The following is a 23525-nucleotide window of genomic DNA, read 5'->3' as shown; positions in this document are numbered from 1 at the left end:
GAAGGATAAAGGCTTTGCGACTTGAGCTTCTGCTCGAGGAGCGAAGCCTTTTCTTTAGAGCGTATCCCGTCGACGAGACGCGCTGAGTTGAGTTCAAAGGTACATAAGCAGGCGGGAGCATGGATTGTCATTCTCTATTTTTTAAGAGCGTGATGATTTATAATAGGGACACAACAAAATATGAGCGTTCAACACGGCCTTTTTCTATGATACCGTGAAAGTCGTACGGGATTTTAAATGTAATCGTTGAGCTTGCTGACGGATATATAAAACTTTGGAGTGATGGCTTGTGGTTAAAGCGGTGGATGTACCCTCCTGAAATAGAATGATTTTATTTTAGGAGGGCAAATAAATGAATTTCCATACCATTGATATCGAGCGGTGGAACAGACTGCCGTATTTCGAGCATTACACAAACGTAAATCAATGCACCTACAGCATGACTGTCGACACGGATATCACGCTGTTGCTTCAAGCACTGAAGATTCGGGGGTATAAGCTTTACCCGGCTTTTATTTACATGGTGACCCGGGTTGTCAATGAACGCGCAGAATTCAAAACCTCGTATAGCCCAGGGGGGCAGCTGGGGTACTGGGATTCCATGACGCCAAGTTATACTTTTTTTCACAAGGATGATCATACCTTCTCCAGCTTATGGACTGAATTTGTGGACGATTTTGATCGATTCCATGATCTATATGAGCAGGACATGGAACGTTATCGGGATGTCAAAGGGATCTTCGTTAAGGAGAATCCACCGCCCAATACGTTTCCCATATCCATGATCCCCTGGGCAAGGTTTAGCGGGTTCAACCTGAATATTGCCCATGATAAAGAATATTTGCTGCCGATCATCACGGGCGGCAAATACGCCGAGCAGGGAGGGCGCATGCTGCTGCCGGTTTCAATGCAGGTGCACCATGCGGTGTGTGATGGTTACCATGCCAGCATGTTCTTTCAAGCTTTGCAAAAAATGGCGGATTCCTGTGAGGACTGGCTAAAATAATGGGATGTTCGATGAATGCCCAACTCGAAGTATATTAACGGGAAATGGTGCATTCATGGCATCATGAAAAAGGAGAGACGGCTGCTGCGCAGTCGTCTTTTTTTATCTAATCTAGTCACACCTTTAAGCTCGACAACTCGATGCTCCAAAAAATCCTCATTGAATCTTCACAAGTTTTGGTTAATAACATACAACCTTGGTACAAGGTAATCCTATAATCGCTAAGACCGAAAGGAGAATGTTGTATGTCACACGAATCATTTCGAAAATGCATCGAGGAATGCTTGCGCTGTATGGTAGCTTGTAACCATTGTTACACCGCATGTTTGGAGGAGCAGGATGTTGCGATGATGAAGGAATGCATACGATTGGATCGACAGTGCGCGGATATATGTAATTTTGCGGCTCAGGCCATGTCCACGAACAGCATGTATGCCAGAGAAATATGCAGGATCTGTGCCGATGTTTGTGAAGCTTGCGGAAACGAGTGCAAGAAGCATGATGCTAAGCACTGTCAGGAATGTGCGGAAGCCTGCTTCAGATGTGCGAAGGCATGCCGGGAGATGGCGGCTTAAGCAGGGGATCGATCGAGCAGATGGACGATGCGGAGGCTCGCTATATGCTGGAATGGTCCTATAATTGGATACATGTAGACTAAGTGGGCAGATGTAGAATGAGGGGGCACCGCTGCCTGCTGGAGTGAGACTGTTATGGTGATTGTGAGGACAGCTAATGGGTGAGTCGGTGATACGTCGCAACCCCTATATTGGTGAAATCAGCCGAATAGGGAGACGATGGGGACAGAGGATCCGCTATTTACTGGTATCGGTACGATATTGGACTCATGCTTATAGAAGAGGCCCAGCTACATGCTGGAAAATGCCCCAAATGGAGCTCATGAGGACAGAGGATCCGTTATTACGCCGAAATGGGCCTATTATGGTGATCAAGCGGACACAGGATCCGTTATTGCACCATAATCACGGACGAATCCACGCTAAATCCGACAATAGCGGATCTCTTGTCCGCATAATGCCATGAAATAGGTAAAAACAATGGAATAGCGGAACCAGTGTCCGTTAACCTCACAAATCGAAGGGGTTTAACAAAGCTGTATCTATGGCGTTATCCAAATGGATGAGTGGTAATGCGACGCAGCCCCTATATTGGTGAAATCAGCCGAATAGGGAGATTGTGTGGACAGCGGATTCGCTATTTGCAGGAATCGGCATGATATTGGACTCATGCTTATAGAAGAGGCCCAGCTACATGCTGGAAAATGCCCCAAATGGAGCTCATGAGGACAGAGGATCCGCTATTTCGCCGAAATGGGCCTATTATGGTGATCAAGCGGACACAGCATCCGTTATTGCACCATAATCACGGAAGAATCCACGCTAAATCCAACAATAGCGGATCTCTTGTCCGCATAATGCCATGAATTAGGTAAAAACAATGGAATAGCGGAACCAGTGTCCTCTAATATCGCAAATCCAAGGGGTTTAACAAAGCTGTATCTATGGCGTTATCCTAATGGATGAGTCGGTAATGCGACGCAACCCCTGGTGTTTTTTTCGGTGAAATCAGCCGAATAGGGAGATTGTGTGGACAGAGGATTCGCTATTTGCTGGAATCGGAATCGGCATGATATTGGACTCATGCCGATTCCTGCCGAACTGAATGACAGGATAACAAAAAGCTTACACCGTTACATAACGGGTAAGCTTTTTGAATTCCAAATAGGCTTTGGATTAGTTGACCATCGAATGAATACGAGTTTACTGTGCCATTTTAGATAAGGTATCTGGTATAGCGAGAATGACCGATTTCCGCCGTTCAAAAAAATCCCTCTCACCTAAAATGAGAAGGATTAAAATAGTTCTATGAAGCTTTAACCGATGTCAGGAGCGTTAACTCCGATTGCTCTTGGTCGAGCTGATGGCAGCGGGAAGTTATGACAAAAGCTCCGATAGCGAATGCAACTGCAGCCCACGGCAGGTAGGCCAGGCCAATGCTGTCCACGACCAGGCTGCCCAGAAGGGAGCCGAGCGCAATTCCCATGTTGGATGCAACCGGCATGAGCGTGGAAGCGAAGTCCTTGGAACCGGGCGAAGATTCATCTGCCAAGTCAATCAGGTATAACTGAACGGCGGTACTGAGCGCAAAGGAGAAGCAGGCGACCAGCATCAAGGATGCTAATGCCATCCACGGGAGCGATAGGGTGAGAGCCAGAGCCGTCATAATCATCGCTTGGATGGTGAAAATCACTTTCAATTTAACCCGGGAATTGCCTTGCGCTACCTTGGCGCCAAGCCAGTTGCTTAGAATCGTGAAAGCGCCGTAAGCCAGCAGGACGGTGCTGATCCATTGCTGCGGTATCCCCAGCACGTTCTCTAACAGCGGCGTGATGTACGTGTATACGATAAATACGGAGCCTACGCCGAAAACCGGAATGAAGAACGCAAGACGAATCCGTTGGTTTTTGAATAAGGCAAATTGCTGCTTCATGGAGCTTACGCTAATCGTATTGCTCTTGGGCATAACGGCCAACATGAACGCAAGCGGGATGATCCCCACAAGTGAAGTAACGATAAAAGCGGTTTGCCATCCAGCCATTTGGCCGATCTGCGTCCCGACGGGAACGCCCAGGACATTCGCTATGGAAAAACCTCCAATGATCCAGGCAACCGCGCCAGCCCTGCGGGAAGCGCTCATATGCTCACTGGTTGCGGCAATGGCGAGCGACAAGGTCAATCCGCACAGAATGGCGGTGATGATGCGAATGAACAGCATGACAGGATACGTGGTTGCGAAGATGGTCAAGTAATTAAACACCAACACCGCAATGTACGCTGACAGGATGGTAACATGCCGTGGAATGCGTCCGAGCAGCGTCACTGCAAAAGGCGTTCCGAGCGCATAAGCGATAGCAAAGCAGGATACGAGGACACCTGCAGCCGCAAGCGAAATGCTGAGAGTTGCGCTAATGTCCTTCAATAATCCAACAATGACGTATTCGGTGGTACCCAGCACAAAGGCTGCAAACGTAAACGCGATAATAAAAATGGTTTCTCTCAATCTGGTCATGGTTGTCTCTTCTCCTGGTTTCTCTTTTTGTATGGTTCGATCTTACGATATGAAAGGCTTTTCAAGTCAAGCCCCAGATCGGAATTCCAAGAGAAGCTAAAGCCGGCTTCATGCTATAATGTAGGAAAAAAAAGTGGAGTGGGTGGATACCATGCCGAATCAAACTTCTAAGCGATCATGGCGTGCAGACAAATTATCACAGATCGGTTCTTCGATATTTGCCGAGGTCAGCGAATGGAAACAAGAAGCTGCCCAGGCGGGAAGACATATCATCGATTTGAGTATTGGCAGTCCTGACCGTGGTCCTTCTGACGATATACGCGAGATCCTGAGCCAAGAAGCGCTAAAAGAAGATAACTATACATATCCGGGCACCAGAGGAACCATGGAATTCCGAGAGCAGTCGGCAGCATGGATGAAGCACCGCTTCGGCGTGAACGTCGATCCCGACACGGAAATACTGGCCTTAATGGGCTCTCAGGACGGATTATCGCATTTGGCTCAAGCCATATGCAATCCGGGGGATTTGGCTATTGTGCCGAATCCGGGATATCCGATTTATGCCGGAGCCCTTGCGATCGCAGGGGTAACGCCTTGGTATTTGCCACTGAAAGAAAAGCGGGGGTTCGTGCCCGATCTGGACAGCATACCGGACGAGATTTGGATGAAAGCAACCTTCATCCTGCTGAATTTTCCGGGGAATCCGATTGCGGTTCAGGCCGATCTTGCTTTTTTTGAAAAGTTGGTCGGTTTGGCGAAAAAATGGGACGTGCTCATCGTCCATGACCTGGCCTATTCCGAAATGGGCTTTGACGGTTATCGCCCGATAAGCGTACTGCAGGCTCCAGGCGCCATCGACATCGCCGTGGAATTTCACTCCTTCTCCAAAAGCTTTAATATGGCAGGCTGTCGCATCGGTTTTCTTGCCGGTCATGAGGAAGCTGTCGGCGCGCTGCGGGAATACAAAAGCAACATCGATTTCGGCGTGTTCAAGCCGGTTCAGACGGCGGCGGTCCATGCCTTGCGTCAAGCCATGGCTGCTTCCCACGAAGAACGCGGTGTTGCTTCGCTGTATGAACAACGCCGTGATGTCCTCTCAGCTTCCCTGGCAGAAGCGGGGTGGGACGTTCCTAAACCGCTGGCCACGATGTTTCTATGGGCTCGGATGCCAGAAGCTTTTCGCGAGGAAGCATGGAGTTCGCGGCGGTTCGCCCGCGAATTGCTGTTGAATACAGGCGTGGCGGTTATACCAGGAGATGCTTTTGGCTCTGAAGGTGAAGGATACGTGCGAATCGCGCTGGTGCAGGAAGAGGAAGCTCTGCGCGAGGCGGCGGTGCGCATAGGGAAATTTATTGGAGGTGTTTCGCCGTAAATGAAATGGCTTGGAGTCGGCTACGCCATGTTTCTGGCGCTGGCGCTGTTCCATCAGAGTGCGGGCGAACTCGTTCATCATCAGGCATCGTACATAGAGGAAGTTGATGGTGCTGACAGCAACACGCCTTTTAAGGTGCAATATATAGACTTGGATAAGTACCAGGGCGTCAATGCGTACGAAAACACGTTTACCACCATGCCGGAGCAGGGCAGCAAATTAACCGTTGAGGTTCATAACAAGAACAGCACGGGCCACGTGATGCTGAAGGTCTACCGGGGAACGGAGGAATTCGGATACGCGGATGTCAAAGCCGACACGGAGGGAACCCGGACATTCGCCATGCATGACGGGCGTGGAGTAACGGGGGATTGGAAGGTTTACATTACGTCGCGAGACGGTCAAATTATGAACCTGCAGATACGAGCAGGACAGCATGATTGATAGACGCTAAGACTACGTTTTTTCTTTCTTATCAAGTTGTTTGTTAATTCAAGCATAATTAAGGGTGAGCGCATTGCGGAATTTTATGCCTGTACAAGCACCGGCCATAGAGATTCAATCTCCTGTTTCAGATTATGCCTATACGGAATATAGGCCATGCCAGCCATTGATGGCATATGTAGCCTGTTATTGGAGCTTGGATTACCGAGTCACGTCCATTCAAGCTCCGCTCCATCGCATCCTTCCCGACGGCTGCGTGGATATCATTTTTAATTTGAAGGCACGGACCGCCTCGGCTTCCGGTTTCGTTACGGGCCTGATGTCCCGTTATGAAGCGGCGATACTCACGCAGGAGCAGTCTCTGTTCGGTATTCGCTTCTATGCGGAAACCGTTCGTCCGTTCATCCAATTTCCCGCTTCCGAATTTCGGGAGGGTCCCGTCCTCTTGGAAGAAGCGTGGGGGGCAGAGGTGAATCACTTGAACGAAGAAATAGTGACAGCTCTCGACTCCGCCCGACGCATCGAGCTGATTGAGACGTTTTTATTCAACGCGTTAAGACGGAGTAACATTCGCTCTGAACCGCTGGTGGAGCAAGGCATGCAGCATTTATACGCCTCCAAGGGGAGAATAACGATTCATGCCCTGGCCGAAAAAATGAATTACAGCGAGAGAAACATAAGAAGAGCATTTCAGAAGGAATTGGGGATGAAGCCGAAGGAAATGACGGACATCATACGATTCCAGAATTTGCTGCAGGAGATGCGCCGTTCCAAGCCTAACCGGTTTCCTGAAATCGCTGCCCAATACGGATATTATGATCAGCCTCATTTTATTAACACCTTCAAACGCTTATACGGCATGTCGCCGAAGCAGGCTTTTCAACCATAAATTTTGTATGCTTGGCGGCGGCAACGTTTGTCCTTTTTTTACAATCTTTCATTCCGGTGTTGAACGACAATGGGGTAGAAGTAACAATGATGATGTACAGGAGGTAATGTAAAATGAGAGCAAGCATATCCGTACTTACGATTGGCGTTGATGACCTGGAACGGTCCCTGGAATTTTACCGTGACGGGCTCGGGCTTTCGACCGAAGGAATCATTGGCACTGAATTCGAGCATGGGGCTGTAGCATTTTTTGACTTGCAAGCCGGTGTGAAGCTGGCGATATGGAATCGCAAGGATCTGTCGGTTGAAGCGAATGTTCCCTTATCGTCCCCGAGTTCTTCGGAATTCACGATCGGCCACAACGTCGGCAGCAAGGAAGAAGTGGATGAGGTGATGGAGCAAGCCAGTAGAGCGGGCGCTAATGTAACCGTACCGGCACAAGACACCTTCTGGGGAGGCTATTCCGGTCATTTTCTCGATCCGGACGGACATTTGTGGGAGATTTGCTGGAATCCTGCATGGGAGGTTGATCTTTCGTAACGGATGTGATAAATTAATCAACGATTGTTGTGCAACTGAATATTTTATTTGTATGTATAACCTCATTAATATGGTCTGAGGGTCTCTACCAGGAACCGTAAAATCCTGATTACAGAAAATGTTTGTCATTTTTTGTAGTCAGGATTTTTTTGTTGATTATAAACATGACATCGAAGAAAGGGGATTTCATTCCAGATGAATCTGAAAGTATTAATTCTAGCGATTTCGACGATATCCGTCGGGCTGGTTGAACTTATTGTTGGCGGGATACTGCCGCTCATTGCGGACGACTTGAATATTTCACTCGGTACGGCGGGTCAGCTGATTACCGTGTTCGCCCTGGTCTATGCGATAGCGGGACCGGTGCTTCTTGCGCTGACGGCAAGAGTGGAGCGCAAACGGCTTTACCTGATTTCCTTGTTTATTTTCTTTATTGGTAACTTGCTGGCTTATGTAAGTCCGAACTTTACGCTGCTCATGGCAGCCAGAATCTTAACCGCGATGAGTACGGCATTGATTATCGTGTTATCTTTGACGATTACCGCCAAGGTGGTTGAGCCTGCACATCGCGCTAAAGCCTTTGGCGTTATCTATATGGGGATTAGTTCGTCATTGGTGCTAGGCGTGCCGCTCGGCATCCTGATCAGCGAGGCTTTCGGATGGCGGGTGTTGTTCCTGGGTATCGGCTTCCTGTCGATCGGTTCCATGATTTTGATCTATATGTTCCTGGACCGGATCAAGCCTGAAAATGTTACGCCGTTATCCGTTCAGATCAAGGCGCTGGGCAAGATGAAAATCGCCGGTGCGCATCTGGCCACCTTGTTCATGCTTGCAGGGCATTACACCATATATGCGTACTTCACGCCGTTTCTTGAATCGGAGCTTGGGCTGAGCCCTTATTGGATCAGCATCTGTTACTTCCTGTTCGGACTATCCGCCGTCGGCGGCGGGGCGTTCGGCGGGGCGCTTGCGGATCGGCTCGGATCGCATAAGAGCATCGTGATCATCATTACGTCATTCATGCTGGTATTGTTCGTGCTTCCGTTATCCACATTTTCGATTGGCGTGTTTTTAATCGTGATGATGATATGGGGGGCATTGAGCTGGAGCCTGGCTCCTCCTCTGCAGAATTATCTGATTCAAGTGGATCCGGGTTCGTCCGATATCCAGCAAAGTTTTAACAATTCCGCGCTGCAAATCGGCATCGCATTGGGCTCTGCCATTGGGGGCCTCGTGTTAGAGCAGGGAGGCACCGTAGCCAGCACGGCCTGGGTAGGCGGGGGGATCGTCATCGTGTCCCTGGTTTGTGCCGTTTATTCTTTGACGAGACCTGCGCTAACGTGGAAGACAAGCAAATAAATAGCCGTAAATTTTTCGCGAATTTAAAAGACAGCCGCATCCATGCAGCTGTCTTTTCTTTTGCAATCGTTTTGTACATCGTGCGCACTGCTCCCTGTGTGCACGATGCGTGGTTTGGGGCATGCTTGATGGTGGGAGGGTTTACATCTTGGCGACGGAAGAACGATAGATGATCTTGCCCTTCACCACAATTCTGCCGAATTTGGTATCAGGGGTGCTGATTTTGCTTAAGATGGACTGGATCGATGTTTGAGCCAGCTGCTTCATATTGACTTCAACCGTCGTCAGGTGCGGTACGGTCAGCGTAGCGTAGATATCGTTGTCAAAACCGACGACGGAGCAGTCGTCGGGAATGCGGTAACCCATGCCTTGCAATTTCTGCACAACCAAATAGGCGACCTGATCGCAATTACATACGAAAGCTGTTGGCAATTCATCCGGAATCTCGATGTCGAGATAATTGCCGTGCTCATTCCGATCGTTGATTACCCAGTCCTGCCGAAGCGAGATATGATGCTCCAGCAGCGATTTATAGTAACCCAGGAACCGATCCTGAATGCTGCTTGTGGCATGCAAGCTGCCCACATAGGCAATGTTGCGATGTCCTTGCCGGATCAGGTAATTGGTAAGTTCATAGGCACCGTAAAAATTATCCGAAACCACCGCATCAATATCCGAATGGTCATCGTAGAAGTCCAGAAACAGAATCGGCGGTTCGATGGCGTGCATGATCTCGATGTAAGGTTTGCTGATCTGTCCCAGCAGAATGAATCCGTCCACTTTGCGATCATAATAGATGCGCGGCAGCTGCAAGGCCTGTTCATCCGAGCTGCTTAAAATATGAAGTATGCCGTAATACCCGTAGTCTTCCAATCCCTTGGAGATTTCTTGATAGACGCGAAGATAGAACGATTGGTCGGGTCCGGTAAAACGTTCGGGAATGATGACGCCGATGTTGTAAGTCAGCCCTTCGCGCATGGACCTGGCAACGGTGTTCACCCGATAGCCCATTTCGCTGGCGATGGATTTGATTCTTGCCTTTAACTCGTCGCTTACGCCTTCCTTGTCGTTCAGGGCTTTCGAGACGGTCACCGTGCTGACGCCAACTTGCTCCGCGATGTCCTTCATCGTTATGTTTTTGTTCATCGCGTTTGTCTCCTTTTATCTACAGTCGAAGTAGACCATCTGTCCGAGTATGTATGCAATCATTCCATGATCCAAGTACAGTATACCTGCTCGTCTGAGACAAATAAAGGCGAAGGCGCATTTCTGATTGTTATTTTGTTAGAGCTTGCTGCTTACATGTTCGATTCGATTTAAGATTTCCAAGCAAAATCGACTGTTATGATACGGACATTTCCATGGTCCGGCCATCTCGTGCTGATCCGGCCGTCCGTTCTCATTGACGGACCAAAACCATTCGCTGCCCGGGCGGGAATCGATATTATTTTTTTTCGTATAATTCCACATTCTGAAGACCTGTTCAAGAAATTGAATATCTCCCATACGCTGATAGGCATTGAAAAAACCGACCATAGCCTCAGCCTGGACCCACCAGATTCTGGAGGTATCCAGACGTGAGCCTTCTTGCTCATTCATGAGCGAACCATCCTGCTGCACGGCCCGTTCAGAAACGGCATACGCCAAGTCCAGAACCATGCGCTTATAATCCGGATTCGTGCTTCCGATGATCTCAATCGCCTCATCCATCAACCAGCTGGCCTCGATATCATGGCCAAATGAAGTGACATCCACGAGCGGGTTCCAATCCTTGTCAAAAAACACCCCTAAACGTCTCCGATCAGCATCGAAAATATGATGGTACAGAATGGACAGCAGGTTATGAAGCGATTCTCGGACCACCGCCTCGGGCCAAGCCCGATAAAGCGTGGAGTAAGCTTCCAGGACGTGAATATGCGTATTCATCGTGATATGCGCGACCACGCCGTTGCCGCTAAGCATTTCGTTGGGCTGCTCGTTCCACTCCCGGTCGAACTCTTCCTTGTAGGCCTGCCGTTTCGCATCATACCCCTTACTCTCGATCAGACGGTACAGCTCTTTGGCCAGATCCAATGCCTCTTGGTTCCCGGAAGCGCGGTGGTATTCGCTTAATGCATATACCCCGAACGCTTGATTGTAGATATGTTTCCTGGTATCTGTCGGGACTCCCTTGTAATCCACCATCCAATACAGTCCGCCATATTGGCGGTCAATGAGGTGGCGCGAGAGAAATTGAAAGGCATGCCTGGCATGCTCTGCGTAGATTTCGTGCCCCGTCGTCCGATAGGCTGCGCTAAAGCTCCATAAAATTCTTGAACAGGCAATCCCGCCTTTGGCTGCTTGTTCATCAATCTTTAAATCGGCGTTCACTTGGCCGTAAAACCCGCCGTTGGTTTCGTCCTTCAATCCTCCCCAAAAAGGCAGGATATGCTCCAGCCATTCTTTTCGGATTTCAGAACCCAGGGTATGTAAAGTCATTGTCATATAAAGCCTCCGTCATTAAGTTATCGTTAACCTTAGAAAATATTTTAAGAAAGAGTATCGTTCGATGTCAACGAAATCTTTTGTAAGCAATATTATTATAAACATGCATACACCATTGACAGGTGAAGGTGAGGCATATAAAATTCGAATTATTACTTAAACGATTACCTAAATAATCTACACACTTCGGTTTTGATTCATCATCTAGTGTCGAGGCTAGAAATCAAATGATATGAATCCAGAGGGAGGAAGATGATGTTGATATGGATGCAGGGATGGAAGTCTATTCTAGTCGCGATCTTGGCGTGTGTGTCAGTAGGCGGTGGGCTTCCTAGTCCAGAAGCAGCCACAGGATTTTATGTAAACGGTACCAAGCTGTATGATTCAACGGGCAAGGCCTTTGTGATGAGGGGTGTAAATCATCCCCACACCTGGTACAAGAATGATCTGAACGCGGCTATTCCGGCTATCGCGCAAACGGGAGCCAATACCGTACGAGTCGTCTTGTCGAACGGGGCGCAATGGACCAAGGATGACCTGAACGCCGTCAACAGTATCATCTCGCTGGTGTCGCAGCATCAAATGATAGCCGTTCTGGAGGTGCATGATGCGACAGGCAAAGATGAGTATGCTTCCCTTGAAGCGGCCGTCGACTATTGGATCAGCATCAAAGGGGCATTGATCGGAAAAGAAGACCGCGTCATCGTCAATATTGCTAATGAATGGTATGGAAATTGGAACAGCAGCGGATGGGCCGATGGTTATAAGCAGGCCATTCCCAAATTAAGAAACGCGGGCATTAAGAATACGTTGATCGTTGATGCAGCGGGATGGGGGCAATACCCGCAATCCATCGTGGATGAGGGGGCCGCGGTATTTGCTTCCGATCAACTGAAGAATACGGTATTCTCCATCCATATGTATGAGTATGCCGGTAAGGATGCCGCTACGGTGAAAACGAATATGGACGATGTTTTAAACAAAGGATTGCCTTTAATCATTGGGGAGTTCGGCGGCTATCATCAAGGTGCAGATGTCGATGAGATTGCTATTATGAAGTACGGACAGCAGAAGGAAGTCGGCTGGCTGGCTTGGTCCTGGTACGGAAACAGCCCGGAGCTGGACGATTTGGATCTGGCTGCAGGGCCAAGCGGAAACCTAACCGGCTGGGGAAACACGGTGGTTCATGGAACCGACGGGATTCAGCAAACCTCCAAGAAAGCGGGCATTTATTAAAATCGGGTTAAGGTAGATGAGATTGCATGTTAACAGCAAGCTCAAAAATATGGATGCATGCAGGCTGTCGAGGAACCGTCTCGACGGCTTTTTTCTATAGGATTTTCTGAATCGACATACAGCCTATTCTTGCATCCTCTTCAAGACCTATCGACAAAGAAGAGGAACAACCTTTATGCAATATCAATATGCTTGGCTTTGGAGAAACCTGCATCTAGTGCGGGGTTTTGTTTTGATGGTTTAAATATATATTTAATTCCTACTTGACAGGTGGTATTAATTGGTTTAATCTAGCCACAAGCAAATTCATTCAGTCCTCATTAAATGATCATTCATTATCTTAGTATTGAACGATATATCAGCCGATTGGTCTACCAAAGGCTCCTGTTTACTCGATTTCGTTATTTTAACGGAAGGGGAAATGGGAGCCTTTCTGTATTTTCCGGACATCGTTACGGATTATGACTTGGAGTCTGAGGCTATCGTTCCACAGGAAGGAGCGGCATGGAAGAAACGGATTGGGCATTAATGGAAGAGGCGGATTGGCATTTTCGCAAAATGGTGCGGAGATTTGTCAAGGAGCGTGACAAAATCTCGATAGAAGGCGTATCGCTGCCAGGTTTGTTGATCCTGAACACCATATTGCGGGATGGGGAGCAGAAGCTTGGGGAGCTTGCGGAACAGCTCGATTTTACGTCCGGAGCGGTAACGGCCTTGTGCGATAAACTTGAGGTTTGCGGGTTCGCGGTAAGAAGACGGAGCGAGAGCGATCGGAGATCGATTGTGCTGGACATCACGGATGCTGGAAGAGAAATGGTGAAGCGTAACGAATACATAGGCGGGCGTTCGATCGAACGAATATTCGGAATATTCTCGCAGGAGGAGCTGCGGGATCTGATCCATTATTTTGAACGGTTGAACGATCATCTGGAGGGCTTCTCGGATTTCGTGCTTCGGCCGCCCCGCCCATCTTTCGATACGCCGGCAGCAATTGATCATAGCAAACCAGGCTCACTGAAACGCTCGAACAAATTCATTTCTTACTAAAATTCATATTAGAAAGGAAGTTGAACGATGGGACATCCAACGATTTATCCAACGGGTACAACCGTATTTCAACCGGGGAAGGCGTGGAACGGCTACACGATTTATCAAGCCGCGGATACCGGCGCCCTCCTGATTGACATGAACGGCAGGGAGGTTCACTTATGGAAAGGGCTTCGGGGATTTCCGAACAAGCTCTTTCCCGGAGGTTATGTGCTTGGGAGCACCTCAGAGCGCGATCCGAAGTACGGGTTTCAGGATGAAACCAATCTGGTACAGGTCGACTGGGAGGGCAATATCGTCTGGAAATTCGATCGTTATGAATACATAGAGGACCCGGGTCATCCGGCACAATGGATGGCTCGACAGCATCATGATTACCAGCGGGAGGGCAATCCCGTCGGTTATTATGTACCCGGGCAGGATCCGAAGGTAGGTTCCGGCAATACGCTTATTCTTGCTCACAAAAATGTGAACCGTCCCGAAATTTCCGACATCGAACTATTGGACGATACGATCATCGAAGTGGATTGGGAAGGCAATGTCATTTGGGAATGGGCGGTTAGCGATCACTTTGATGAACTCGGGTTTGATGAAGACGCGAAGCTAGCGTTATCCCGTGATCCGAATACCCGCGGCTTCGGAGCCCATGCCGGGGATTGGATGCATATTAACTCGGTATCTGTGCTTGGTCCTAACCGGTTTTATGATGCGGGGGACGAACGCTTCCATCCCGATAATATGATCTGGGATGCACGGGAAACGAACATTATTGCCATCATCGACAAAAAAACCGGGAACATTGTCTGGAAGCTTGGCCCTGACTATTCCACGGAAGAAACGAAGCATATTGGCTGGATTATCGGCCAGCATCATGCTCACCTCATACCGAAGGGACTTCCGGGCGAAGGCAATATTCTGATCTTCGACAACGGCGGCTGGGGCGGATACGGAAAGCCGAATCCGGAAGCGGCAGATGGCTTGAAAATAGCGCGGCGCGACCATTCGCGAATTCTGGAAATCAATCCCGTAACCTTAGAGATTGAATGGCAGTATACGCCCATGGAGGCCGGCTTTCAGGCTCCGCTGGACTCTTACCGCTTCTACAGTCCGTATATCAGCTCAGCACAGCGTCTGCCCAACGGCAACACCTTGATTACCGAAGGAGCCGACGGCCGAATATTCGAGGTGACAAGAGAATTTGAACTGGTATGGGAATATATTTCGCCATATAAAAATATCCGCAACTCCAATATGGTCTACCGCGCATACCGGGTTCCTTATGAATGGGTGCCACAGCTTGAATTGCCCATAGAGACCGAGATTGCTCCGCTTGATGTGGCAGATTACCGCCTGCCAGGTGCCGCACCGAGAGGTGCCGTTAGTACCGTGGAAGTAGAAGGCACGATCTCCTATGGGGAGGGAGCGTTATGCGTGGCCAGGACCGATGAAATAACGCAGAAAGAAAGGGATCGCGATGCGTAGACCTTATTTGAAACGATGGCATGCTTGGTTTCTGATATCGACGCTGGCAATGAGTTTGCTTAGCGGATGCGGTAAGGCCAGCGGTGACAGTCAAGAGAGTGAATTTCAATTGAAAATCGCCGATATTTCCACGAATGCGGTGTTTCGTATAGCTAAGAGCAAGGGAATCTTCGACAAACACGGGATTGATGCCGAGCTGGTGAACTTCGCAACGCCGGCCGAAGGCGTGAACTCCTTGTTTATTAAGCAGGTGGATGTTGCATTCGGTGCAGACTTCCCACTCCTGAATGCTGTTAGCAAAGGCGATTACTCTATATTCGCCTCAACCGGAACAGCCACGGATTTGAGCGCAAGCGAATGGAAACTGTTCGTCCGTAAAGAGATCGCCAGCGCTGCCGATCTCAAGGGCAAGAAATTGAGTTTCTCCAGAGGCACATTCATTCCCTATCTGTGGGATGTTTATCTCGCCGATAACGGGGTTGCATTGTCGGATGTGGAGCTGATCGGGCAAGGAGGCTTCGACGAGGCCTACGTGGCGCTGAAAAAAGGAGAAATTGACGCCGCATGGGTATATGGCGCAGTGCTGAACGAAAAGTTCGGTGCCCTTGCCGAAGCCAGAGAGCTATCGGATATGTCGAAGACGCCGGTAAGGCTTGGCACCGGTTTGATCGCTTCAAATGAATTAATCAACAGCAACAAGGAAGGATTCGTAGCGCTTCTGAAAGCGCTGGATGAAGCGTCGGCTTATGCCCAAGCCCATCCGGAGGAAACAGCGGATTTGATGTACGAAGAAGTCAAGCAGCCGAAGGAAGCGACCTTAAAGGATTTGCCGAAGAATCCATGGAGCATTGGATTTACGGACAAAGCCTATGCGGGATTGCGGGGACAGAAGGAATACATGGTCGCTAACGGCATCATCGAGAAGGATTTCGAGCTGAATGATAAATTGAATCTGGATTTGGTAAGAACAGCCTTCCCGGATCGAGTCATTGATTTGAAGTAAGGAGATGATGAAAATGAGAGCAGCGTCAAGGCAGAATGAAATCCATATTGCGCAGTTGAATAAAAGTTACACGCAGGCATCAGCAGGCGGTTTACATTATATCATCCAGGACGTCAGCCTGGCGGTTAAAGGCGGGGAGTTCTTCGTCCTGCTGGGACCGAGCGGGTGCGGGAAGTCGACGCTGCTCAGTCTGATCGCCGGCTTCGTCTCCAAGACATCAGGTCAAGTAAGGGTAGGGGAAAAGGAAGTGGAGCGCCCCGGCCAGGATCGTGCCGTCGTGTTTCAGCAAGCCGACTCATCCTTGTTTCCGTGGTTGACGGTTAGGGAGAATGTGGAGTTCGGCCTCCGCATGAAACGGATGCCAGCTGAGAAGAGAAGGGAGATATCCGGCGAATTTATTGAGCTCGTGGGCCTTGCGGGACATGAAAGCAAATATCCGCGCGAACTGTCTGGCGGCATGAAACAACGGGTACAGCTGGCACGGGTGTTGTCCAATGATCCCTCGATCCTGCTCATGGATGAACCGTTCGGTGCATTGGATGCGATGACAAGACGCACGATGCAAAGGGAATTGGTCCGCATATGGCAGGATACGGACAAAACCGTCATCTTCGTGACGCACGATATTCAGGAGGCACTTCTGCTGGGAGGACGCATCGGCATTATGTCTGCAGGACCTTCCTCTAGAATAACGGATATCTATGAGGTGCCGCTTGCATACCCGAGAGATTTGTCAGACCCGGCCTTCCATGCCCTGTACAACCAAATCCAATCGCATTTTGACGAGTAGTGAGGAGGCGTTCCCGTGAGCAATCATCTAAAAAAATGGTCCCTGCATATCCTGTTATGGATGGTAGGACTTGGCTTCTGGCATCTGCTGTCCCTTGCGTATGGCCCGGAAATTCTGCCCGGTCCCGTCTATACGGCAAAGGGCGGATACGAATTGTTGACGGACGGCACCTTGATTCAATATATCGGAATCAGTTCGTACCGCGTGCTGCTTGGCTGGACGTTTGGCAGTCTGCTAGCGATCCCGGTCGGAATCATGATTGGGAAGGTCGGACCGATCCGTGCTTTCGCCGAGCCTTTCCTCAATTTCATTCGGTTCATTCCTCCGATTGCGTTCATAACCCTGTTTCTGGTCTGGTTCGGCATCGGGGAGACATCGAAGATCATGCTTATTCTGTATGCAACCTTCTTCATCGTGGTCTTGAATACGCTGACGGGCGTTTTATCCGTTGAGGAGGATAAGATCCGCTCCGCCCGCAGCATGGGGGCGTCCGAATGGCAGATTGTGCTGCATGTCGTCATTCCTGCAACCGTCCCTTTCATGTTCACCGGCATTCGGCTTGCCATGGGAACCTCGTTCATGGCGATTATCGGGGCCGAGATGATTGCATCCAATGAAGGCGTTGGTTATCTTATATGGAATTCACGATTGTTCTTCCGTACAGATTGGATATTTGTCGGCTTGATCTGCCTGGGGTTGATGGGATTCCTGACAGACCGGGCCGTGGGGCTGCTCGGCCGCAAGCTGCTGTCCCGGTATGGGGTGGTCAGCGCAAATTCGCTGCGTCGGTAAAACGTTAATAATACAACAGCATCAAAACAGCAACGGCACCCTTTTCATGAAGGGTGCCGTTGCTGTTCTTCCATCGACATCATGATCCGGAATAATGGATCACCATGCTTAACCGGTTCAGGGAATTACCCGAATTGTGATAGACATGTGGTTTGTCTGCCTTGAAGCGGATGGATTCACCTTGCTTTACCGTATATTCCTCATGATCGACACGAATGGTGACCTCACCATCGAAAACGGTAATAAACTCTTCCGTACCCTCGATATGTGCCTCTGCACTTAAATAACCGCCATGTTCCATTTCTAATGAATACATCTCGAAGCGCCGCCCGTCTTCATACGGGAAATACGGATAAATTCGAATGCGGCCGTTATCCTCAACCAGTGCCTGCACCTCTTCCCGTGATACCACGACGGTACCGGAATGCGGCTCATTGATCAACGACGAAAAAGAAAGCTTTAATCCGTTGGCAATCTTCCATACGGTGGTTATGGAGGGGCTCGATTCCCCGCGTTCAATCTGACCCAGCATCGTCTTGCTGATGCCGGTCATTTCCGCGACTTTATCCAAACTCAGCTTTCTCTGCTCCCGGAGCACCTTTAAATTGTTCGCCAATATCAGATTGATGGGCTTCAAATGATGGTTCACCTCTATACTGTACATATTGTACGTTATAACATACATAAAGTATAATGATAACGCACGGTCGCTATAACGACCGATAAGAATCACTATAACATACATACAAGAAAGGAGTTAAGAGCTTGTTTATCCTTCCGCTGTTGACCTATGCCATTGTAGCTTCATTTACGCCCGGTCCCAACAACATTATTTCGATGACCAATGCACGAAGTTACGGTTTTCGAGCAACGATGCGCTTTATCGGCGGGGTTGCAACCGGGTGTTTGATCATCATGCTGCTGTCCAGTTACTTCAACTTGGCAATGTATCAATATATCCCGAAGATTCGATCGGTTATGAATATGATCGGTTTCCTGTATATGATTTATCTTGCCGTAAAAATCATGCGAAGCAGGCCGCAGGGGGATGCAGATGATAAGCCAGGCGGATTTAACAGCTTTACGTTCGGATTCATATTTCAATTCATGAATCCGAAGGTCATTTTATACGGGATTACGGCCGTATCGACCTTCGTGATGCCAATCGCAACAACCCATGTGCAGCTGTTATTATTCTCGATACTGCTCACCATCGTTGGCATTTGCGCCAATATGACCTGGGCGCTATGCGGTTCGCTGTTCCAGAACCTGTTGTCCCGATATGAACGTACGTTTAATGTATTGATGGGACTGCTTCTGATATACAGCGCATTCTCAATTTATGCAGCGAATGGATAGCAAGCGGGCCTCGGCGTGCACGGATGCCATACCAAATAAAGCAAGGCTTTCCGGAACGTTCATCCGGAAAGCCTTGTTTGGGTTATTCGAAGATTTTGGAAATCTGTTCTTTCAGTTTGTTAGCGGAAGCATGGAATTGGGTCAATTCCTCGTCGTTAAACTCAAGGCTAAGAATTTCCCGCACGCCGGTGCGGTCAACCACGCAAGGCACCCCTAGATATACGTCGGACACGCCATGGTAGTCTGTAAGCAGCGTGGACACATTGAGAACGGAACCCTCGTTTTGCAAAATGGAGACGATGATCCGGTCAAGCGCCAATGCGATAGCATAGGAAGTGGAGCCTTTGGCGTTGATGATTTCATATGCGGCGTTCTTGGTACGATCAAAGATATCTTCTCTTTCCTCGTCCGTCAGATCGATCCCGATACCGGCAATGTTGGCGATGCTCCAGAGCGGCAGCTCGGAATCGCCGTGTTCGCCGACGATATGGGCGTGAATGCTGCGCGGATTGATGCCTTTGTTTTGCCCGATCAAATAACGGAAGCGGGCGCTGTCGAGCAGGGTACCGGAACCGATTACCCGATTAACCGGGAAGCCGCTCTTTTTCAATGTGACGTAAGACAGGATATCAACCGGATTCGTAGCCACGAGAATGATGCCGTGATCATTGTATTTCACGATATTTTGAATAATATCGTCAAATATGGCCGTATTCCGCTTCAATAAATCAATTCGCGTCTCGCCCGGTCTTTGGTTGGAGCCTGCGGCAATGACAATGATGTCTGCATCCTTGCAATCGCTGTAATCTCCAGCCCAAAGTTTCACCCCGCCGGCAAAAGGGAGGCCGTGGTTCATATCCAAGGCTTCGCCAAGAGCCTTGTCATGGTTGGCATCGATCAATACCAGTTCAGATACTCTTTCCCGCAAGAATAAGGTGTACGCAGTCGTTGCTCCTACAGCTCCTGTACCGATGATTACGACGCGGGACGGGCGCTGAGCTTCATTTTTTGTCATCCATGTTTCTCTCCCTTGCACTCAGTTAATGAATCCTATACATGGAAAGCTTCTAATTACTTACCCTAATTAGCAGTTGTATACACAACAACTCCATTAGGCGCTTTCGATAGTAATGATAACATATTCAGGAAGATTTAAGCAGTGGGAGTGTGATTTAAGTTACGTTCATGCTCACTATAGAAGGTTTTGATCGCACGTTACCTTGTACATGTCCTAGATGCCGATGTCGAACCGCAGTCAGTGCGATTCCATATCATGCGAATGAAGTAAACCGCTCCTTTAGCTCCTGAAGCATGACCTTTCGGTAATCGTTCCCGTCATGGTAGAGTTCACCGATCCTTGTGTAGACCTGATCCAATTGTTCCTGATACGAATCGGCTTGTTTATCAGCGTGTTTTCTTTTGAACTCGTCCATGACGTTTTGGATGTATGCCGGTCGTGCGCCCCATTGTCCAAGAACCGCGCCGGTTGCCGCATTAAGGAAGAGGGCGATCGGTTGAGCGCGGCCACCGCCCGTAAGAAAGAGATCCATCGTTTCCAGATGCTCTTCCATGATGAGCACTTCGGTCGGTATGCGGCTGTATTCCATTACCCGGAACAAGACGGGAACATTCCAGATCACATCCGGACACCAATCCGTACAGAGGATAAGGCAGTGCAGTTGGCCATGCTCGTTACGTTCAGCGAAGAACCGTTGAACTTCTTGGTCGTCCCATTGAAAGCGGTCATAGACTTGCCTAAACTGTTCCTTGGTGTTGGGGATTCGGCTCAGTTTCATTTCCAGGCTCCTCATGCCCTCCATAAATTGACGGGGGGATATGCCTTGCCCTATTTTGTGCCGAAGATGGATAAGCGTTGTCATTGGCTCATTCGTCCTTTCGTACTGAACGGGTAGTTATAGTGTACATTCAGCCTATAGCTAGCTTAGAATATATTTGACCACATAGAAATGGTCACTTTGGAGCTGTTTATGCAAGTCAGATTGAATGGAATGTGGGTCGTGAATTTATATTAAAAAGCCTGAGGTGGTCCATTATGTTTGATATCCTTTTACCCGAGCAAAGCGAGTTTCCGTTATACCAGCAATTATACCTTCAACTTCGTGAGGGTATCCGAAACGGCGCCATTCCCGACGGACAACGATTGCCATCCGTGCGATCCCTCCAGCTTCAGCTTAATATAAGCAAGACGCCGATCGAGACGGCTTATCAGATGCTGACGGCAGAAGGGTATGTGATCAGCAAACCGAGGTCGGGGCTATACGTCATGAATCCCTACAAGGAATTCTCCTACTCCCAACAGCATCAACAGCCGCCCTCCATGACCACGATACCGGTTATTCGTTCCCATGCGCATACCAATCCCAATGTCATCGATTTCAACCCAACCCGATTAGATCAAGCTGCCTTCCCGGTACGAATTTGGAATAAAATGCTCAAGGAAGCGCTGGACCACCATGTATGCGAGATCGGAGGGTATGGGGATCCACAAGGCGAATACGCCCTTCGGCGCGTGGTTTCCGAATATTTGCGGAATTCCAGAGGGGTCAATTCGACGCCGGATCAAATAGTTATCGGTGCCGGAACGGCATATAGCATAGGTCTCCTCTCCAGGATGCTGAAAGGGATGAAGCATGTTGCCGTTGAGGAACCGGGTTACAGCCTGGTACGGGATCAATTTCAGCTGAATGGCTGCGAGATTCTTCCGATATCGCTTGGCGATAAGGGGATCTCGCTTGACCGATTGGAGCAAAGTCATGCAGAGCTCGTGTACGTAACGCCTTCTCACCAGTTCCCGACAGGAAGCATTATGCCGTATCCGGAGCGGGAACGATTGCTGGAGTGGGCGAATGCTAAACATGCATACATCATCGAGGATGATTACGACGGCGAGTTTCGCTACCAAGGCAAGCCGATTGCTTCGCTGCAAGGATTGGACGATAACGGACGGGTGATTTACGCCGGCACCTTCTCGAAAGTGCTCACCCCCGCACTGCGAATGAACTATCTGGTTCTTCCACAGGCACTGCAGCATCAGTTGACCCAAATGCAGCAGGAGGTGTTTTTTGCCCCATCGCGTGTGGAGCAGTGGGCCATGACCGCTTTTTTCGAACAGGGGCATTGGTTTCGCCATATTCGCAAAGTTCGTAACCTGTACAAGAAAAGACATCATCGGTTGATCGAGCTGATCGAGGCTCATCTTGGCAACTTTGTTGAAATTACGGGTCAGAATGCCGGACTTCACCTTCAGCTGCTCGTCAAAAAAGAAGCTACCTCGGAGGAATTGATTCAGGAGGCTGCGAAAGCCGGCGTGAAAGTATACGACTTGCGGAAGACGTGGATAAATCAGCGTCAAGACGCTGGACAGTACCCGAGGATATACTTGGGATTTGCCAGCTTGAATGCGTCCGAAATGGAAACGGGCATTCGGCTGCTGCAAAAAGCCTGGAACATGAACTAACCACTCGGGACCCTCCTGTCTTTTATAACACCAACAAACTGACCATTCCATGCAGGTCAATTTGTTAGTTATGATAAGCTAAAAACAGGAGAAGGAGAGCAGGTATTTATGATCACGCATAGCGAGGTAAAGGCGTATTTGAACCGATTAGGAATATCCGAAATCAAGGCTCCGACAAAGGAATATTTATTCGAGCTGCATAAAGCGCACGTAGCAAGAATTCCTTGGCAGACCCTGGATATTTTTGCCGGGAAACCGACTCCCTTGGATATCCAAAATTCGGTGCAACTGCTGATCCATCAACGAAGCGGTTATTGTTTTCATTTGAATGGAGCTTTTACCGCTCTTCTTCGAGCCTTGGGGTATGCGGTTAGTTGGCATAAGGCCGGCGTACAGCCGTTAGGACAAGAGCCACGGATTAACGGCTTCCATCTTGGGTTAACGGTCAGCCTCATGAACGAAGAACTTGGGGAAGAAGAGTCTTGGCTTGTCGACGTCGGTCTCGGGGATATGCCATGGGAGCCGATTCCATTGAAATTCGGGAAATATGAACAGGGGCCGTTCACGTATGTGCTTGAGCCGTCCGGCATAACGGATCAGGGCTGGCGGTTGATTCATGATCCCCATTATTCCTATGTTGGGGTAGATTATGCGCCTGAGGTTGTAAACAGCTTGGAATTATTTAAAACAAATCATGAATTTTACAGCCGATCGCCGGAATCCCCATGGATGGATCTATTGGTTGTCAGGCAGCGGCACGATGTGGGCATGAACGAGCTCAAAGGCTGCATTTGGAGAAAATGGAACGGCAGCATGCTGGATACCGTAGAGGTCTCGTCGAAATCGGAGTGGTTCGAGATCCTGGCGGACGTATTTTACGAGCCGCTCGTCAACTACTCCACTTTAGAACGGGATCAGATTTGGGCAAAGGTGTGCAAGCATCATCAGAATTGGCTGAGGCTTGTGGAAGATCAACGATCTTAGAGGGGCCAGTCAGGCATCTCGTGTGACTCCTAAGCTGATCTCCTTCGTCATAGAACGATCTAAACCAATCTGTCTCTTGAATGCCTGCAACCCCAGGTGGTAAGATGGTACTTAAATTTCATGTCGCGAAGCACATGAACATGTTCCATAACCTACCTGTAAGGAGTTAAATGC

22 protein-coding genes and 1 riboswitch are annotated in these 23525 nt (G+C 49.1%); of the genes, 16 read left to right on the top strand and 6 right to left on the bottom strand.

Annotation, left to right across the window (positions count from 1 at the left end; translation table 11 throughout):
• The first annotated feature begins 352 nt into the window (after nucleotides 1-352).
• Both catA and RB297_RS06660 read left to right on the top strand, forming a co-directional pair.
• Nucleotides 353-1006 carry a type A chloramphenicol O-acetyltransferase gene (gene catA / locus RB297_RS06665; protein ID WP_375120100.1) on the top strand — a complete coding sequence of 218 codons (654 nt, stop codon included), beginning with the start codon at nucleotides 353-355 and terminating at the stop codon, nucleotides 1004-1006.
• Nucleotides 1007-1251: 245 nt separating this feature from the next.
• Nucleotides 1252-1581, top strand: coding sequence for a four-helix bundle copper-binding protein (locus tag RB297_RS06660; protein ID WP_375120099.1), 330 nt, complete (start codon nucleotides 1252-1254; stop codon nucleotides 1579-1581).
• A gap of 1306 nt (nucleotides 1582-2887) precedes the next feature.
• On the opposite strand, the gene RB297_RS06655 is transcribed toward RB297_RS06660, so the two are convergent.
• Nucleotides 2888-4093, bottom strand: coding sequence for an MFS transporter (locus RB297_RS06655; protein ID WP_213578948.1), 1206 nt, complete (start codon nucleotides 4091-4093; stop codon nucleotides 2888-2890).
• 151 nt (nucleotides 4094-4244) lie between these two features.
• Here RB297_RS06655 and RB297_RS06650 point away from each other — a divergent pair, with 151 nt between their 5' ends.
• The 5 genes from RB297_RS06650 to RB297_RS06630 all read left to right on the top strand — a co-directional run bounded on the left by RB297_RS06650 (nucleotide 4245) and on the right by RB297_RS06630 (nucleotide 8696).
• Complete coding sequence (locus tag RB297_RS06650) at nucleotides 4245-5465, top strand: aminotransferase class I/II-fold pyridoxal phosphate-dependent enzyme (RefSeq protein WP_375120098.1); 1221 nt, start codon at nucleotides 4245-4247, stop codon at nucleotides 5463-5465.
• Nucleotides 5466-5909, top strand: a complete 444-nt coding sequence (locus RB297_RS06645; RefSeq protein ID WP_375120097.1) for a hypothetical protein — start codon at nucleotides 5466-5468, stop codon at nucleotides 5907-5909.
• 85 nt (nucleotides 5910-5994) lie between these two features.
• Nucleotides 5995-6798, top strand: coding sequence for a DUF6597 domain-containing transcriptional factor (locus RB297_RS06640; protein WP_375120578.1), 804 nt, complete (start codon nucleotides 5995-5997; stop codon nucleotides 6796-6798).
• 113 nt (nucleotides 6799-6911) lie between these two features.
• Nucleotides 6912-7337 (top strand): VOC family protein, encoded by a 426-nt coding sequence (locus RB297_RS06635; RefSeq protein WP_277746149.1) that lies wholly within the window; start codon nucleotides 6912-6914, stop codon nucleotides 7335-7337.
• A 32-nt stretch (nucleotides 7338-7369) separates the two neighbouring features.
• Nucleotides 7370-7469: riboswitch (purine riboswitch) on the top strand.
• Between the two features lie 63 nt (nucleotides 7470-7532).
• Entirely contained in the window at nucleotides 7533-8696 is a 1164-nt protein-coding gene (locus tag RB297_RS06630; RefSeq protein WP_375120096.1) for an MFS transporter, read from the top strand.
• Between the two features lie 141 nt (nucleotides 8697-8837).
• Here RB297_RS06630 and RB297_RS06625 read toward each other — a convergent pair whose 3' ends face one another.
• Both RB297_RS06625 and RB297_RS06620 read right to left on the bottom strand, forming a co-directional pair.
• A complete protein-coding gene (locus RB297_RS06625) occupies nucleotides 8838-9842 on the bottom strand; it encodes a substrate-binding domain-containing protein (protein ID WP_375120095.1) in 1005 nt (334 codons plus the stop codon).
• A gap of 138 nt (nucleotides 9843-9980) precedes the next feature.
• Nucleotides 9981-11180 (bottom strand): AGE family epimerase/isomerase, encoded by a 1200-nt coding sequence (locus tag RB297_RS06620; protein ID WP_375120094.1) that lies wholly within the window; start codon nucleotides 11178-11180, stop codon nucleotides 9981-9983.
• A gap of 255 nt (nucleotides 11181-11435) precedes the next feature.
• Here RB297_RS06620 and RB297_RS06615 point away from each other — a divergent pair, with 255 nt between their 5' ends.
• The 6 genes from RB297_RS06615 to RB297_RS06590 all read left to right on the top strand — a co-directional run bounded on the left by RB297_RS06615 (nucleotide 11436) and on the right by RB297_RS06590 (nucleotide 17530).
• Nucleotides 11436-12416 carry a glycoside hydrolase family 5 protein gene (locus RB297_RS06615; protein WP_096774126.1) on the top strand — a complete coding sequence of 327 codons (981 nt, stop codon included), beginning with the start codon at nucleotides 11436-11438 and terminating at the stop codon, nucleotides 12414-12416.
• Nucleotides 12417-12920: 504 nt separating this feature from the next.
• Entirely contained in the window at nucleotides 12921-13463 is a 543-nt protein-coding gene (locus RB297_RS06610) for a MarR family winged helix-turn-helix transcriptional regulator (protein ID WP_096774125.1), read from the top strand.
• Nucleotides 13464-13490: 27 nt separating this feature from the next.
• Entirely contained in the window at nucleotides 13491-14945 is a 1455-nt protein-coding gene (locus tag RB297_RS06605; RefSeq protein WP_375120093.1) for an aryl-sulfate sulfotransferase, read from the top strand.
• Nucleotides 14938-15948 carry an ABC transporter substrate-binding protein gene (locus tag RB297_RS06600; protein ID WP_213578940.1) on the top strand — a complete coding sequence of 337 codons (1011 nt, stop codon included), beginning with the start codon at nucleotides 14938-14940 and terminating at the stop codon, nucleotides 15946-15948. Before RB297_RS06605 ends, RB297_RS06600 begins: the two co-directional genes overlap by 8 nt.
• 13 nt (nucleotides 15949-15961) lie before the next feature.
• Complete coding sequence (locus RB297_RS06595) at nucleotides 15962-16738, top strand: ABC transporter ATP-binding protein (protein WP_096774122.1); 777 nt, start codon at nucleotides 15962-15964, stop codon at nucleotides 16736-16738.
• 15 nt (nucleotides 16739-16753) lie between these two features.
• Nucleotides 16754-17530, top strand: a complete 777-nt coding sequence (locus tag RB297_RS06590) for an ABC transporter permease (RefSeq protein ID WP_096774121.1) — start codon at nucleotides 16754-16756, stop codon at nucleotides 17528-17530.
• Between the two features lie 79 nt (nucleotides 17531-17609).
• Here the strand turns inward: RB297_RS06590 and RB297_RS06585 are convergent, their stop codons facing one another.
• Nucleotides 17610-18167, bottom strand: a complete 558-nt coding sequence (locus tag RB297_RS06585; protein ID WP_096774120.1) for a helix-turn-helix domain-containing protein — start codon at nucleotides 18165-18167, stop codon at nucleotides 17610-17612.
• A 128-nt stretch (nucleotides 18168-18295) separates the two neighbouring features.
• On the opposite strand from RB297_RS06585, the gene RB297_RS06580 reads away from it, so the two are divergent.
• Nucleotides 18296-18889, top strand: a complete 594-nt coding sequence (locus RB297_RS06580) for a LysE family transporter (protein ID WP_096774119.1) — start codon at nucleotides 18296-18298, stop codon at nucleotides 18887-18889.
• An 82-nt stretch (nucleotides 18890-18971) separates the two neighbouring features.
• Here RB297_RS06580 and RB297_RS06575 read toward each other — a convergent pair whose 3' ends face one another.
• Together RB297_RS06575 and RB297_RS06570 are read right to left on the bottom strand one after the other, a co-directional pair.
• On the bottom strand, nucleotides 18972-19904 hold the full coding sequence (locus RB297_RS06575) for an L-lactate dehydrogenase (RefSeq protein WP_096774118.1): 933 nt from the start codon (nucleotides 19902-19904) through the stop codon (nucleotides 18972-18974).
• Nucleotides 19905-20160: 256 nt separating this feature from the next.
• Nucleotides 20161-20685 (bottom strand): thioredoxin family protein, encoded by a 525-nt coding sequence (locus RB297_RS06570; protein ID WP_375120092.1) that lies wholly within the window; start codon nucleotides 20683-20685, stop codon nucleotides 20161-20163.
• Nucleotides 20686-20942: 257 nt separating this feature from the next.
• On the opposite strand from RB297_RS06570, the gene pdxR reads away from it, so the two are divergent.
• Nucleotides 20943-22367 carry a MocR-like pyridoxine biosynthesis transcription factor PdxR gene (gene pdxR, locus RB297_RS06565; RefSeq protein ID WP_213578934.1) on the top strand — a complete coding sequence of 475 codons (1425 nt, stop codon included), beginning with the start codon at nucleotides 20943-20945 and terminating at the stop codon, nucleotides 22365-22367.
• A 108-nt stretch (nucleotides 22368-22475) separates the two neighbouring features.
• Nucleotides 22476-23351: an arylamine N-acetyltransferase family protein gene (locus RB297_RS06560; protein WP_375120091.1), complete on the top strand. Its 876-nt coding sequence runs from the start codon at nucleotides 22476-22478 to the stop codon at nucleotides 23349-23351.
• Nucleotides 23352-23525 lie beyond the last annotated feature (174 nt).

It is taken from the genome of Paenibacillus sp. CR_12, assembly GCF_041953985.1.
GTDB lineage: Bacteria > Bacillota > Bacilli > Paenibacillales > Paenibacillaceae > Paenibacillus_AQ > Paenibacillus_AQ lautus_A.
Note: the sequence above shows the minus strand (reverse complement) of the source record. Positions and strands in the feature narration are given on the sequence as shown.